This window comes from Delftia sp. NA_296.1 (assembly GCF_052692095.1).
The window spans coordinates 41267-56611 of sequence record NZ_JBQZGF010000008.1; the positions used below are offsets into that span (position 1 = coordinate 41267).

Consider the following 15345-nt stretch of genomic DNA (forward strand, 5'->3'; position numbering starts at 1 on the left):
GGCGGTTTGCCGTGGGCTTTTTCTTTGGGTGCTTCTAATGGTTTTCCATGTCATGCCTGTGGCAGCAAAGCATCAGATGGCGCATTTTCAGAGGCGGGCATACATTTTTTGACATGCCCGCACCTAGAATCCGCAGCAGCCGCAAATGGCACTGATCTAGAGCCGGAGTCGGCCCTGAGATTTCAAGAATACCCACTCAACAATCCCAAGGAGATGCCGAGATGATCAAGATGAACCGCGTTGCCCTGGCCGTGCTGGCCGTGCTGGGTTCCACCACCGTGATGGCGCAAAGCAGCGTCACGATCTATGGCCGTATCAACACCACGATCGAGCGCCAGAAGATCGGTGACGAAAGCGTCAGCAAGATGGAGAACAACTCCTCGCGTTGGGGCATGCGCGGTGTCGAAGATCTGGGCGGCGGCCTGAAGGCCGGCTTCGTGCTGGAAAGCGGTTTCGCTTCCGACACCGGCATGGGCTCCTCCTCCACCGGCGCGCTGACCTTCGGCCGCCAGAGCGAAGTGAACCTGTCGGGCAACTTCGGTATGCTGCGCCTGGGCAACTTCTTCCCCGGCTCGTACTTCGCCACGGCCGACTACGTGAGCATGCACAACCATGACACGGGTTCGTCCTCCGACGCGCTGTACTTCGATCCCGTCTGGTTCGCCAGCGGCCTGGGCACCGCCAACAAGATCTCCTACACCACGCCCAACTTCGGCGGCCTGACGGTGGAAGGCTCGGTCTCCATGCACGAGAAGGCCACCGCCCTGGCCAAGAAGAAGAACGGCTACGACCTGGCCGCCAACTACAACGTGGGCCCCCTGGCCCTGGGCGCCGGCTACAGCCAGTTCGACGAAGACAAGCAGCTGGCCTTCCGCGCTGCCTACACTCTCGGCCAGTTCGTGCTGGGCGGCTATTACCAGCGCAACGACGAAGAAATCCGCGGCACGCGCAACAACTTCCGTCTGTCGGGCATGTACACCCTGGGCGCTTCCGAGTTCCACGTGAACCTGGGCCACGCCAACAAGTGGAGCAACATTGCCGACTCCGGCGCCAACCAGTGGACCCTGGGCTACAACTACAACCTGAGCAAGCGCACCAAGGTCTACGGCTACTACACCAAGGTGGACAACAAGGCCGGCGCCAACTACATGACCGGCGTGAAGGGCGCGGACTTCTCGTCCTTCGCCGTCGGCGTGCGCCACGCATTCTGATCGCCGCGCGGCGTAAGCCGCGAGCAAAGCAGGTCTGTTCCAATCAGCACCTGCCTGCCATCAGGCCTCGTACCGAAAGGTGCGGGGCCTTTTTGTCTGGGCCCGTCTTTTCAAAGCCTGATCAAGGAAAAAACCATGAGGATCATCGCGGCCGGTTGCCTGGCCTTTGTCGTCGTCTCGCTGCTGGCCGTTACCCAGGTGAAGGGTGTGCCGGACGGGCAGGCCATGCCTGCCTCCGTGCAGATGGCCAAGTAAGCCCTCGGCAAGAGGCACGAGCCCCGGACTGGTTCCGGGGTTTTTTTATGGTCGCGCGGATGCGTCGAGGGGGTATCTTTTTGTTTAACCTGTATGAAAATACAGGTATTGAGAAGCGTCTGATGCCTGACGCATGGACTGCCTAGAATGTTTGGCTCCCACTGACCACAGAACACCCATGACGCACGGTCTGATTCGAATTCGCGGCGCACGCCAGCACAATCTCCAGAACCTGGATCTCGACATCCGTACCGGCGAGCTGACCGTGGTCACGGGGCCCAGCGGCTCGGGCAAGTCCAGCCTGGTGTTCGATACCCTGTATGCCGAAGGCCAGCGCCGCTATGTCGAGACCTTCTCGGCCTATGCGCGCCAGTTCCTGGACCGCATGGACAAGCCGGCCGTGGACCGTGTGGAGGGGGTGCCGCCGGCCATCGCCATCGACCAGACCAATCCCGTCCGCAACTCGCGCTCCACCGTGGGCACGATGACCGAGCTCAACGATCACCTGAAGCTGCTGTTCGCGCGCGCAGCCCAGCTGTTCGACCGCGACACCGCCGTGCCCGTGCGCCACGACACGCCCGACAGCGTGCTGGAGGAGCTGGCCGAGCGTTGCCGGCAGGCCGGTGATCCGCGCATCGCCATCACCTTCCCCGTCGAGCTGCCCGCCAACACCACGGCCGCCGAGGTGGAGCAATGGCTGTCGGCCAGCGGCTTCACCAAGGTCCAGGCCGAGCGCGAGGCCGAGAAGGCCGGCGCCGTGGAGCCTTCCGCCGACGCCGACGCCAAGGGCAAGAAGGCCAAGGCGGCGGCGCCGCTCAAGGTCAAGATGCTGGACGTGGTGGCCGACCGCTTCCGCCTGGGCAATGTGGAGCGGGCCCGGGTCTACGAGGCCATCGAGGTGGCACTCAAGCGCGGCAGCGGCCACATGACGGTCTATGTGCTGCCTGAATCCGCCGTGGAAGCCGCAGGTGCCCAGCCCACCGAGCCCCAGCTGTGGAAGTTCTCGCTGGGCCTGCACTGCCCCGAAAGCGGCCTGAGCTACCAGGAGCCGATTCCCTCGCTGTTCTCCTTCAACTCCGCCGTGGGCGCCTGCGAGGCCTGCCGTGGCTTTGGCCGCGTGATCGGCGTGGACTGGGGGCTGGTCATCCCCAACGACAAACTCACCCTGCGCACGGGCGCCATCAAGCCCGTGCAGACACCGGCCTGGAAGGAGATCCAGGACGACCTGATGCGCCACGCCGAGGCCGAAGGCATTCCGCGCGACACGGCCTGGGCCAAGCTCACCGACGCGCAAAAGAGCTGGGTGCTGGACGGCTCGCCCAACTGGAACGGCAAGTGGACCCAGACCTGGTACGGCATCAAGCGCTTCTTCGAATACCTGGAGAGCAAGGCCTACAAGATGCACATCCGGGTGCTGCTGTCCAAGTACCGCAGCTATACCGAATGCCCCACCTGCGGCGGCGCGCGCCTGAAGACCGAAAGCCTGCTGTGGCGCCTGGGCGGCAAGCAGGCCGCCGATGCCGTGCTGCCGCCCGGCGACGAAGGCCGCTACCGCCGCTTCATGCCGAAGGGCGTGGCCTGGAGCCGTGAGCAGCTGGACGCGCTGCCGGGCCTGTGTCTGCACGACCTGATGCAGCTGCCCCTGGTGCGGCTGCGCGACTTCTTCCAGCAGCTGGCGCCGGCTGCCGACGCCCCATTGCATGACGGCGAGGCCCAGGCGCTCAAGATGCTGCACGCCGAAATCATGGCGCGCGTGCAGTACCTGTGCGACGTGGGCATCGGCTACCTCACGCTGGACCGCCAGAGCCGCACGCTGTCGGGCGGCGAGGTGCAGCGCATCAACCTGACCACGGCCCTGGGCACCTCGCTGGTCAACACCCTGTTCGTGCTCGACGAGCCCAGCATCGGCCTGCACCCGCGCGACATGGAACGCATCACCGAGGCCATGCAGCGCCTGCGCGATGCGGGCAACACCCTGGTCGTGGTCGAGCACGACCCGGCCGTGATGTTCGCGGCCGACCGCATGATCGACATGGGCCCCGGCCCCGGCGCGCGCGGCGGCCAGATCGTGTTCGACGGCACGCCCGAGGACCTGCGCCATGCCGACACGCTGACCGGCGCCTACCTGGGCGGCCGCAAGCAGGTGGGCTTCGGCCTCAAGCGCATGGTGACCGAGTCCACGCCGCGCCTCATCCTCGAAGGCGCGCGCGAGCACAACCTGCGCAGCATCGACGTGGACTTTCCGCTGCAGCGCCTGGTCACCATCACCGGCGTCAGCGGCTCGGGCAAGTCCACGCTGATCCAGGACGTGCTGGTGCCCGCGCTGATGCGCCACTTCGGCAAGCCCACGGATGCGGCCGGCGCCTTCGAGCGCCTGCTGGGCGCTGACCACCTGAGCGACGTGATGTTCGTGGACCAGTCGCCCATCGGCAAGACGGCGCGCTCCAACCCGGCCAGCTACGTGGGCGCCTGGGACTCCATCCGCGAGCTGTTCGCCATTGCGCCGCTGTCGCGCCAGCGCGGCTACACGGCCGCCAAGTTCAGCTTCAACAGCGGCGACGGCCGTTGCCCCACCTGCGGTGGCTCGGGCTTCGAGCATGTGGAGATGCAGTTCCTCTCCGACGTCTACCTGCGCTGCCCCGACTGCAACGGCACGCGCTACCGCCCCGAGATCCTGGAAGTCACGATCGAGCGCCACGCGGCCGGCGAGCTGCAGCCGCGCAAGCTCAACGTGGCCGATGTGCTGGAGCTCACCGTGGCCGAGGCGGCCCTGCTGTTTGCCCAGGACCGCGAGGTCATCCGCGCCCTGCAGCCCATCGTCGACGTGGGCCTGGAATACGTGAAGCTGGGCCAGCCCGTGCCCACGCTGTCGGGCGGCGAGGCCCAGCGCCTCAAGCTCGCGGGCTTCCTGGCCGAAGCGGCCAAGTCCCAGGCCAAGTCGAAGCAGGCGCTGGCCAAGAAGGGCACATTGTTCCTGTTCGACGAGCCCACCACGGGCCTGCACTTCGACGACATCGCCAAGCTCATGCGCGCGCTGCGCAAGCTGCTGGAGGCCGGGCACTCGCTGATCGTCATCGAGCACAACCTCGACGTGATCCGCGCCAGCGACTGGCTGATCGACCTCGGCCCCGAAGGCGGCGACGGCGGCGGCGCCATCGTGGCCCAGGGCACGCCCGAGGAAGTGCGCCAGATTCCCGGCTCGCACACGGCCCAGGCGCTGCGCGAGTACGACCTGGCCATGGGCGTGGGCGGCGAGGCGGTGCGCGAGGTCGCCCCCATGCTCTACAAGAGCCAGCGCAAGGCGCATGCCATCTCGGGCGCCGCGGCCAGGAATGCCATCGAGATCGTCAACGCCAAGGAGCACAACCTCAAGCAGCTGTCGGTGGAGATCCCGCGCGGCAAGTTCAACGTGGTGACGGGCGTCTCGGGCTCGGGCAAGTCCACGCTGGCCTTCGACATCCTGTTCAACGAAGGCCAGCGCCGCTACCTGGAGTCGCTCAACGCCTATGCGCGCTCCATCGTCCAGCCTGCGGGCCGGCCCGAGGTGGACGCGGTCTACGGCATTCCGCCCACCGTGGCCATCGAGCAGCGCCTGTCGCGCGGCGGGCGCAAGTCCACCGTGGGCACGACCACCGAGGTCTGGCACTTCCTGCGCCTGCTCTACGTCAAGCTGGGCACGCAGCACTGCATCCACGACGGCGCCGCCGTGCAGCCGCAGACGGCGGAAAGCATCGCGGCCCAATTGCTCACGCAGTTCAGGGGCCAGACCATCGGCCTGCTGGCGCCGCTGGTGGTCAACCGCAAGGGCGTCTACACCGAGCTGGCCGACTGGGCACGGCCGCGCGGCTACACGCATCTGCGCGTGGACGGCGAATTCCTGCCCACCACGGGATTCCCGCGCATCGACCGCTTCAAGGAGCACACCATCGAACTGCCCGTGGCCAGCGTCACCGTCACGGCGGCCAACGAGCGCGAACTGCGCGGCCACCTGGCGCAGGCGCTGGAAACAGGCAAGGGCGTGCTGCATGTGCTGTCCGGCCTGGACAACCTGGCCGATGCCATGGCCGGCGGCCGGAGCACGGCCGGCATCGGCAGCCTGCAGGTATTCTCCACCCAGCGCGCCTGCCCGGTCTGCGCCACCAGCTATGCCGAGCTGGACCCGCGCCTGTTTTCCTACAACAGCAAGCACGGCTGGTGCCCCGACTGCGTGGGCACGGGCGTCAAGCTCACCAAGGACCAGCGCAAGGTCTATGACGACACCCTGCTGGTCGAGGACAACCGGGGCCGGGAGGTCAAGTTCGAAGGCCAGGAAATCGAAGACCTGGCCGAAGTGACCTGCCCCACCTGCCAGGGCACACGCCTGAACGCCACGGCGCGCGCCGTGCGCTTCCATGGCGTGGGCATTGCCGAGATCGCCCAGCTGTCGGTCAACGACGTGCGGCAATGGGTGCAGGCGCTGGCCCTGTCCGGACGCGAGTCCGACATTGCGCGCGACCTCATCCCCGAGATCCAGAGCCGCCTCGAATTCCTGGAGGAAGTGGGCCTGGGCTACCTGACGCTGGACCGTGGCGCGCCCACGCTGTCGGGCGGCGAGGCCCAGCGCATCCGCCTGGCCGCGCAACTGGGCAGCAACCTGCAGGGCGTGTGCTATGTGCTGGACGAACCCACCATCGGCCTGCATGCACGCGACAACCAGATCCTGCTGAACGCCCTGCACAAGCTGGGCGACAAGGGCAACACCCTGGTCGTGGTCGAGCATGACGAAGACACCATCCGCCGCGCCGACCACATCATCGACATCGGCCCCAGCGCCGGCATACGCGGCGGCCGCCTCGTGGCCCAGGGCACGGCGGCCGACATCATGGCGGCCGAGGACTCCATCACGGGCCGCTACCTGCTGCACGCCATGCGCCACCCGTTCCAGCCGCGCCGCTGGGTGGGCGAAGGCCAGCCGCCGCAGGCGGCCGCCGAGCTTGCCGCAGTGGCCGAACCGGTGCCGGAACCCGCGCCTGTCAAGGTATCCAAATCCAAAAAGAAGGCCGCGCCTGTCGTTGTCGAAGCCGAACCCGCGTCCGACGCACTGGGCTGGCTGACCGTGCGCGGCGCCCACTTGCACAACCTGCAGAACGTGGATGCGCGCGTGCCGCTCAAGCGCCTGGTGGCCGTCACGGGCGTCAGCGGTTCGGGCAAGTCCACGCTGGCGCGCGACGTGATGCTGGCCAATGTGGCCGCCTGGGTGGGCCAGCGCGCCACCAAGGCCGGGCGCGATGCCATGGACGCCGGCAAGGCGCCGCCGCTGTCCGGCTGCAAGGGCCTGCAGGGCTTCGAGGGCATTGACCGCGTGCTCGAGGTCGACCAGACCCCCATCGGCAAGACCCCGCGCAGCTGCCCGGCCACCTACATCGGCTTCTGGGACACCATCCGCAAGCTCTATGCCGAAACGCTGGAGGCCAAGGCCCGCGGCTACGCGGCTGGCCGCTTCTCGTTCAACACCGGCGAAGGCCGCTGTCCGGCCTGCGAGGGTCAGGGCATGCGCACCATCGAGATGAGCTTCCTGCCCGACGTGAAGGTGCCCTGCGAGGTCTGCCACGGCGCGCGCTTCAACCCCGAGACCCTGGCCGTCTCCTGGCGCGGCAAGAGCATTGGCGACGTGCTGCAGATGGAGGTGGACGAGGCCGTCGAGTTCTTCGCCAGCATGCCCAGCATCGCCCACCCGCTGCAGCTGCTCAAGGACGTGGGACTGGGCTATCTCACGCTGGGCCAGCCCTCGCCCACGCTGTCGGGCGGCGAGGCCCAGCGCATCAAGCTCGTCACCGAGCTGACCAAGGTGCGCGACGACGTGACCCGGCGCGGCAACAAGGCGCCGCACACGCTCTATGTGCTGGACGAACCCACGGTGGGCCTGCACATGGCCGATGTGGACAAGCTCATCCGCGTGCTGCACCGCCTGGTGGATGCGGGCCACAGCGTGGTCGTCATCGAGCATGACCTGGACGTGATCGCCGAGGCCGACTGGATCATCGACCTCGGCCCCGAAGGCGGAAAGGACGGCGGCCGCATCATTGCGGCCGGCACGCCCGAGGATCTGGTGGCTGCGGGCACGCACACGGGCAAGGCGCTCAAGCCCGTGCTGGCCCGTTGAGCCTCAGGCGCAGGCCACGCCTGCGCTGCGTGCGGAGCCTGCGGACAGGCGGCTGCTCCAGAAGACCAGCACCAGGCCCACGGCCGTCAGCGCGGCGGCGGCCCAGCCCAGGTTGACCAGGCCCAGGCCACCGGCCAGGGCCAGGCCGCCGACCCAGGCACCCAGGGCATTGCCCAGGTTGAAGGCCGCAATGTTCAGGCTGGAGACCAGGTTGGCGCCCTGGGGGCCGGCCTGGTCCAGCACGCGCATCTGCATGGGAGCCACCGTGGCGAAGGCCACGATGCCCAGCACGATCACATAGGCCATGGCCACGGCCTGGTTCCCGAAGGCCCAGCGGCCTGCCGCCAGCACCACCATCAGCGCCGCAATGCTCCACACCAGGGCGCGCATCACGCCCCGGTCTGCCAGCTTGCCGCCCAGCAGATTGCCTGCGGCCAGGCCCGCGCCAAACAGCAGCAGGGTCAGTGCCACCAGGCTGTCGCCCATGCGGGTCACCTGGGTCAGCAGCGGCTCCACATAGGTGTAGAGCGCAAACACGCCTGCAAAGCCGAAGGCCGTGATGCCCAGGCCCAGCCAGACCTGGCCGTTGGCCAGCACGGCAAGCTCCTGCGCCAGCGGCGTGACCTCGGGGCGGCCCTGGTCGCGCGGCACGAAGGCGGCCAGGATGGCAAAGGCCAGCACGCCGATCGCGGCCACGGCCAGGAAAGCGCTGCGCCAGCCGAACATCTGGCCGATCCAGGCTCCGGCAGGCACGCCCAGCAGGGTGGCCAGGGTCAGGCCCGAGAACATCAGCGCAATCGCCGACGCCTTCTTGTCCACTGGCACCAGGCCCGTGGCCACCACGGCGCCCACGCCGAAGAAGGTGCCGTGGGTCAGCGAGGTCAGCACGCGCGCCGACATCAGCCATTCATAGCTGGGCGCGAACGCGGCGGCCAGGTTGCCGGCGATGAAGATCAGCATCAGCGCCAGCAGCAGGCGCTTGCGCGGCCATTGGCGCGTCAGCAGCGTGAGCACGGGCGCGCCCACGGCCACGCCGATGGCGTAGCCCGAAATCAGCGAGCCCGCCGTGGGAATGCTGATGTGAAGATCCTGGCTGACCTGTGTCAGCAGGCCCATGATGATGAATTCCGTGGTGCCGATGCCAAAGGCACCGGCCGCCAGGGCGAGTAGGGAAAGAGGCATGGACGGATTCCTTGTGATCCTTGGTGTGATGTCCATTAATGTCGCACTGCAACATACCTTTGTGTAGATGGAATAATGGAAACGGATCTGTTCCTGTGTGGAATAGATGACCTCTTTCAGGAGACGCCATGCCCGCACTTGCCCCACCCACGGCCACAGATACAGGCAACGCCGATGCCAACCGCTTTGCCGAGCTGGAGATGCTGATCCTGGTGGCCGAGCGCGGCAGCCTCTCGGCCGCTGCGCGCCACCTGGGCATCTCGCCCTCGGCCGTCAGCAAGAGCATGTCGCGGCTGGAGGCGCGCCTGGGCGTGCAGCTGCTCCAGCGCAGCACGCGCCGCCTGCACCTCACGCCCGAAGGCTGCCAGCTGTTCGAGCGCGGCAAGCGCGTGCTGGCCGACCTGGAGGAACTGGAGGCCTGCGTGGCCGTGCGCAGCGAACCGCGCGGCCTGGTGCGCATCAACACCAGCTCATCGACCGGAAAAATGCTGCTCGTCCCGCTGGTGCCGCAATTGCTGCAGCGCCATCCCGGGCTGAGCCTGGAACTGAGCTTTACGGACCAGATCGTGGACCTGGTCGAGGCCGGCACGGACATCGCCGTGCGCTGGGGTCAGCTTCCGCCCTCGGACATGGTGGCGCGGCTGCTGGGCCACACGCGGCAGGTCATCCTGGCCTCACCGGAGTATCTGGCCCGCATGGGCAGGCCCCTGCATCCAGACGAACTGGGCCACCATGTGCGCCTGGGCTGGAGCTACCAGCGCGCCATACCGCACTGGCCATTTCTGGTGGACGGCCAGCGCGTGGCCGTCGATATCGGGGAGGTGGTGCGCGTCAACGACGGCGATGTGATGCGCGAGCTGGCGCTGCACGGCACGGGCCTGGCCCGCCTGTCGCTGTACCACGCCTGGGCCGACGTGCTCGCCGGCCGGCTGGTGCCCGTGCTGGAGGAATTCAACACGGGCGACCTGGAACCCATCCACGCCGTCTACCTGGGCAAGCCCGACCGCCTGCCCCCGCGCACGCGCGCCGTGCTCGACTTCCTGCAGCAGCATGTGGACCTGCGGCATGCGGAGCAACTGCCGGCGCTGCCCTGAGGGGTAGCCGGCAGCGGGGCGTCACTCCTGCTCGGCTGGCAGAGGTGCGGCGTTGAAGGACAGGTTTTCGATGATGTCGTGCAGCACGGTGGGCATTGGGTCCACGGGTGCATCGGCCGCGTAGACGATGCCTGTGCCCACGCCCTTCGGGTCAAGCAGGCGCTTGACAACCATCACCTGTTCGGGGCGGGTGCCATTGGTGCGGGAGCTGCCTTCACCTTCGTTCACGCTGTAGACGAAGTAGTAGGAGCGCAGCAACTGGCCGTAGTTGTTGACCTTGACGCACAGGACGCCGCCCGCCAGATTGCCCCGGATCTGGTGTTCGCAGCCAAACAGCCTATCCGCCGTTTCCATCAGGCCATTGCCGTTTGCGGTGGCAGGCGTTTGCAGCTGCATATTCACGACTTCGGAAGCAACGCCTTCGCTACCGAACGAAGTCAGCGCCCAGAGTCCCCTCAGGCTGGATGCCACGGCGGGATAACCGAAGTTGAAACGCGAAATCGCCACTTCCTGCTCGCCGGGCAGCGTGATGAAACCCGAAACGCCGCTGGTGAAGCGCATGCTGACCTGGCCCATGTTCCGGTCTTCGGAGCCCGACATCGGGCCGCTGCCCAGATAGCGGCCGCCCTTATAGCGGATCAGCGGAGCGGCAAAGCGGTTATTGGTCAGCGCGCCCGAGGTCATGTAGAAGGTGGGCTGGCCGCTGGGCTCGTAGGCATACATCTGCATGACCAGCGTGCCGTTCTGTGCATCGATGGCCAGCCCGCGGCCCGGTTTGCCATTGAGTTCCGACGTCACTACCCAGGTGCCGTTGCTGGGCATGAACGCGTGCGCCAAGCCGCAGCCCAGCAAGGTGGCCGCAGCCAGTATTTTTTTGAACATGGGTCCCTCTCTATTGATGAACGACGAAGTCTTTGAATGATTCCGCCGGAAATGGATTTTCAACTAAATCCACCAGTTTCGGAAGATCTCTTGAGAGATCGCGGGGTATGGATACATTTCTGGAGTACCCGCTCGATGGATCCAGATGGAGGAGTACCTCAAACGGTGCATGTCTTGGAGGATCCAGCGTTGAGCAGCAGCCTGTCAGACGCTTTTCTTGAGATTTTATGCAACGGATTCTCGATGAGTTTGAAGTAGAGCAATGAGCAGGCCACGACTGACACCAGATACACCAGCAGCGATAGCTTTCCGCCCCCTATCCACAGCAGACCCGGAATCTTGGGGAAAAGCAGGCCGTAGAGAATCACCATCAAGGGAATATGCAGCAGGTACAGCGCATAGGAGGCATCGCCCAGCCTGCAGAAGAAGCGGCTCAACTGGCTGCCGGACGAGGGCAGCAATGCGGCCAGCGCCACCAGACCCACGGACGCGCTGCCAAACAGCATCACCCGTTCCGGGTAGTAGAGAAATGCGGCCATGCCAACACCCTGGAGACCGCCGTATTTCTGTGCCCAGATGCTCGCACTCAAAGCAATGGCGGTGAATATGGACCATGCTGCAATAGACTGCCTGGGTTTTCTTTGAATCCACTCGCTCAGCAGAAAGCCAGCAATGAATTCAATGATCAGCGGAGATGTCAGAAAAACATTCAAGAGGAAATTGTTTTCCCTGGGAATTGCCGATCGATAAACCCCCATATTGAATTGCACGGCAACGATCACCACAAATGACGCCAGCAACGCAAGAAACACCGGAACGGCCTGCTTTCGTGTGAAGCAGAGCATGGCACCAATCAGCAGATAGAAATACAGCTCATAGGTCAGTGTCCAGGAGACATTGAGCAGGTAGAACTCCTGGGGCAGCAGCAGAAATGACTTCCAGCGGCTGATTTCTGGTCCGTTGAAAATACCAAGCCAGATGCTGAGAAAAAGCACCAGCAGGAAGGCTGGCCAGTAACCGCTGTAGATTCTCAGGAAGCGTCGGAAGACAAAGCCGGATGCCGTGCTGGCTCCGGGCTGCATGGAGCGCGTGGTCTCGGCCATGATGAAGCCGCTGATGACGAAGAAAATATCGACACCGGCGAAGCCGTAGACGGAAATCTCGGTGATCCAGGCCGGGATGTTCGCGTAGTGGGCCGGATGCACATTGGGCGGAAGCGTATGGTGCAGAACCACGAGAAAGGCGGCAATGAATCGCAGTATTTGTATGTTTTTATAGATCATGCAGCCAAGGTGATGCCTGAAAGTGCATGCCTGACTGACATGCGGTTGCGATATGGGGGTGTGAATCTGCAGAAATCTTCTGCCATGCGGGCGCCATCCTAAACCAAGACGGCTCTGCGGCGAGCCGGTGGCTGCAATCCGCTGGCCAATGCAGAAAGCTGCCTGTTGGGCAGCTTTGCTCTTGGTCTTCTGGGCCACGGTACCGTATGAATCGGCGCAAGAGCGTCTGGCTATCTGGCCAAGGGGTTCATGTTGGCAAAGCTGTCCTGCCTGCTTCCATCCCGCCCGATCGCCCAGGCACACCAGGCCGATACCGCTCCCGCAAACACCACATACAGGCACACCAGCCACGGGCTGCCACCGGCCGTCTTGACCAGCGCCGTCGCAATGATGGGCGTGATGCCGGACGCGAAAATGCCCGAGAACTGGTAGACGAAGGAAATGCCCGTGTAGCGCACCTTGGCGTCGAACAGGTCGCAGAAGAGGGCCGCCTCGGGACCGTAGACCGCCGCGTAGAGAATGCCGAAGGGCACGACGATGGCGATCCATATCAGCAGCACATTGCCTCCGCTGTGGGCCATGAGCCAGAAGGCCGGGAAGGCCGAGACCGCGGTGATCAGCGATCCCCACAGATACACGCGGCTGCGGCCCAGGCGGTCGGACAGGCGGCCGAAAAGCGGAATCGTGAAGCACATCACCACGGCGGCGACCATCACGCCGATCAATGCGTCGGTGCGGCTGATCTGCAGGGTGGAGGTCAGGTAGCTGATCGAGAACACGCCGAAGACGTTGAAGAAAACGCCGTCGATATAGCGTGCGCCCATGCCCTTGAGCACATTGCCGGGGTAGCGCCGCATCATGTCCATGAAGGGAATCGCGGTCTCGGCATTGCGTGCCTTGACGGCCGCGAATTCGGGCGTCTCCTTCACATGCAGGCGGATGTACATGCCCACGGCCACCATCAGGCCCGAGATCAGGAACGCGACGCGCCAGCCCCAGGCCATGAATTGCTCCTCGGTGCACAGCCATGACAGCAGGGCCACCACGCCCGAGGCCATGAACAGGCCGATGGCCAGGCCCACCTGGGGCAGGGAGGCGTAGAAGCCCCGCTTTTCCTTGGGCGCGTATTCGTAGGCCATGAGCACGGCACCGCCCCATTCACCGCCCAGGCCTATGCCCTGGGCCACGCGCAACAGCAGCAGCAGGATGGGGGCGGCCACGCCGATCTGCGCATGCGTGGGCAGCAGGCCGATCAGGAAGGTGGACACGCCCATGATCATCAGCGTGACCACCAGGATGCTCTTGCGCCCCACGCGGTCGCCGAAGTGCCCGAAGATCACCCCGCCCAGCGGCCGTGTGACGAAGCCCACGGCAAAGGTGGTGTAGGCCAGCAGGGTGGAGATCAGCGGATCGTCGCTGGGAAAGTACAGCTTGCTGAACACGATGCCGGCGACCACGCCGTAGAGAAAGAAGTCATACCACTCGATGGTTGCGCCGATGAGCGCGGAGGTCACCACCTTGCGGATGACCCTGGGATCGGTTGCCGTCGTCATGCTGTCTCCTGGTTGTCTGTCGCATTGCCGGGATGCAGGAACGGGCAGTCATGCGACCTTGAGCTGCCCTGTCTCTCCGTGCCTGTCTTCGCGAACCATGTCGGCGGCCTTCTCGGCCATCATCACCACGGGCGCGTTGGTGTTGCCCGAGACCAGGGTGGGCATGACCGAGCAATCGACCACGCGCAGACCGGCCATGCCGTGCACGCGCAGCCGCGCATCGACCACGGCCAGGGCGTCGCTGCCCATGCGGCAGGTGCCGCTGGGGTGGAAGATGGTGGCGCCGTGGTTGCGGCAGAACTCCAGCAGCTCCGCATCGCTGTGTGCATCGGGGCCGGGCTTGACCTCCCGCTTCACGAAGGGGCGCATGGCCGGCGTGTCGGCAATGGCGCGTGCCGCGCGCACGGCCGCCACGTTGGTGCGGCGGTCCAGATCGGTGGCCAGGTAGTTGGGCTGGATGGAAGGCGGCTCGAAGGCATCGCGCGAGCGGATGCGCAACTGCCCGCGTGACTCGGGCCGCAGCTGGCAGACCGACATGGTGAAGCCCGAGTACGGATGGACCTGGCCGCCTGCCATGTCGGCCGACAGCGTGGAGACGTGGAACTGAATGTCGGGCGTGGCCGCCACGGGCCGGCCCTGTGCGTCCCTGAGCGCACGCATGAAGCAGCCGCCCTAGTTGATGCCCACGGCCAGCGCGCCCGAGCGGAACAGCAGCCACTCCAGCCCCAGCTTTGTCCTGCCCACCCAGGAATTGAGCTGGTCATTGGTGGTGATGGGCTGGCTGCATTTGTAGCCCAGGCGGATCTGAAGATGGTCCTGCAGGTTCTCGCCCACGCCCGGCAGATCGTGCACCACGGGAATTCCCAGGGACTGCGACAGCGCGGCCGAGCCTATGCCCGACAGTTGCAGCAGCTGCGGCGACTGGATGGCGCCTGCCGACAGAATCACCTCGGCCCGCGCCTGGGCCTGGCGCTCCTGCCCGCCTTGCCGGTAGCGGATGCCGGTGGCGCGCCGGCCATGCACTACCAGCTGCGTGGCCATGGCGTCGGTTTCAATGCGCAGATTGGGGCGGCGCCGGGCCTCGCCCAGATAGGCCTTGGCCGTGCTGCAGCGCAGGCCCTTGTGGGTGGTGAGCTGGTAGTAGCCAGCGCCCTCCTGGTCGCGGCCGTTGAAGTCCTCGGTGCGGGGCACGCCGACCTGGCCTGCACCGGCAATGAAGGCCTCGATCAGCGGATGCTGTGCGCCGATGTCCGAGACCTTGAGCGGCCCGTCCGCGCCATGGCCCGGGAAGGCGCCGCGCGCATTGCCTTCGGACTTCACAAAGTAGGGCAGCACCTCCTCATACGACCAGCCTGCGTTGCCCAGCGCCGCCCAGTGGTCGTAGTCCTCGCGCTGGCCGCGCACGTAGATCAGGCCGTTGATCGAACTGCTGCCGCCCAGCGTGCGGCCGCGCGGCCAGTAGATGCGCCGGCCGTTCATGTTGGGGTCCGGGTCGGTCTCGAACTTCCAGTTGTAGACGGGGCTCCACATGGTCTTGCCGTAGCCGATGGGCAGGTGGATCCAGGGCGAGCGGTCCGGCGGTCCGGCCTCCAGCAGCAACACCCGCGTGGCCGGGTCCTCGGACAGGCGCGCGGCCAGCACGCAGCCGGCAGAGCCTGCTCCCACGATCACGTAGTCATAGCTGTCGATGGGGTCCGGCATGCGGTGGCTCCTTTTGAGTTTCTTTTGAAGGAACTATTTGTT

At 65.7% G+C, this 15345-nt stretch carries 7 protein-coding genes and 1 pseudogene; 3 read left to right on the top strand and 5 right to left on the bottom strand.

The genetic code is table 11. The features are described 5' to 3' along the window. The first annotated feature begins 221 nt into the window (after positions 1–221). Both ACUTR7_RS19715 and uvrA read left to right on the top strand, forming a co-directional pair. Positions 222–1211: a porin gene (locus ACUTR7_RS19715; protein WP_016450048.1), complete on the top strand. Its 990-nt coding sequence runs from the start codon at positions 222–224 to the stop codon at positions 1209–1211. Positions 1212–1644: 433 nt separating this feature from the next. Next, a complete protein-coding gene (gene uvrA / locus ACUTR7_RS19720) occupies positions 1645–7608 on the top strand; it encodes an excinuclease ABC subunit UvrA (RefSeq protein WP_445609612.1) in 5964 nt (1987 codons plus the stop codon). A 3-nt stretch (positions 7609–7611) separates the two neighbouring features. On the opposite strand, the gene ACUTR7_RS19725 is transcribed toward uvrA, so the two are convergent. Continuing rightward, positions 7612–8790 carry an MFS transporter gene (locus ACUTR7_RS19725; protein ID WP_043820249.1) on the bottom strand — a complete coding sequence of 393 codons (1179 nt, stop codon included), beginning with the start codon at positions 8788–8790 and terminating at the stop codon, positions 7612–7614. Between the two features lie 128 nt (positions 8791–8918). Here ACUTR7_RS19725 and ACUTR7_RS19730 point away from each other — a divergent pair, with 128 nt between their 5' ends. Beyond that, positions 8919–9884, top strand: coding sequence for a LysR family transcriptional regulator (locus ACUTR7_RS19730; RefSeq protein WP_192368232.1), 966 nt, complete (start codon positions 8919–8921; stop codon positions 9882–9884). A 21-nt stretch (positions 9885–9905) separates the two neighbouring features. On the opposite strand, the gene ACUTR7_RS19735 is transcribed toward ACUTR7_RS19730, so the two are convergent. From ACUTR7_RS19735 to ACUTR7_RS19750, 4 genes and pseudogenes are all read right to left on the bottom strand, one after another. Further along, positions 9906–10766 (bottom strand): hypothetical protein, encoded by an 861-nt coding sequence (locus ACUTR7_RS19735; protein ID WP_445609751.1) that lies wholly within the window; start codon positions 10764–10766, stop codon positions 9906–9908. Between the two features lie 158 nt (positions 10767–10924). Continuing rightward, positions 10925–12247: an acyltransferase family protein gene (locus ACUTR7_RS19740; protein ID WP_445609613.1), complete on the bottom strand. Its 1323-nt coding sequence runs from the start codon at positions 12245–12247 to the stop codon at positions 10925–10927. A gap of 32 nt (positions 12248–12279) precedes the next feature. Further along, the gene (locus tag ACUTR7_RS19745; RefSeq protein WP_445609614.1) at positions 12280–13602 is read right to left on the bottom strand and encodes an MFS transporter; all 1323 of its coding nucleotides are present in this window, start codon (positions 13600–13602) and stop codon (positions 12280–12282) included. A gap of 48 nt (positions 13603–13650) precedes the next feature. Further along, a pseudogene (locus ACUTR7_RS19750) lies at positions 13651–15303 on the bottom strand (GMC family oxidoreductase). Positions 15304–15345: the final 42 nt, after the last annotated feature.

Coding starts and splice junctions, on each gene's coding strand:
- ACUTR7_RS19715 (WP_016450048.1), top strand. CDS start 222: ATGATCAAGATGAACCGCGTTGCCCTGGCCGTGCTGGCCGTGCTGGGT.
- ACUTR7_RS19730 (WP_192368232.1), top strand. CDS start 8,919: ATGCCCGCACTTGCCCCACCCACGGCCACAGATACAGGCAACGCCGAT.
- ACUTR7_RS19735 (WP_445609751.1), bottom strand. CDS start 10,766: ATGTTCAAAAAAATACTGGCTGCGGCCACCTTGCTGGGCTGCGGCTTG.
- uvrA (WP_445609612.1), top strand. CDS start 1,645: ATGACGCACGGTCTGATTCGAATTCGCGGCGCACGCCAGCACAATCTC.
- ACUTR7_RS19745 (WP_445609614.1), bottom strand. CDS start 13,602: ATGACGACGGCAACCGATCCCAGGGTCATCCGCAAGGTGGTGACCTCC.
- ACUTR7_RS19725 (WP_043820249.1), bottom strand. CDS start 8,790: ATGCCTCTTTCCCTACTCGCCCTGGCGGCCGGTGCCTTTGGCATCGGC.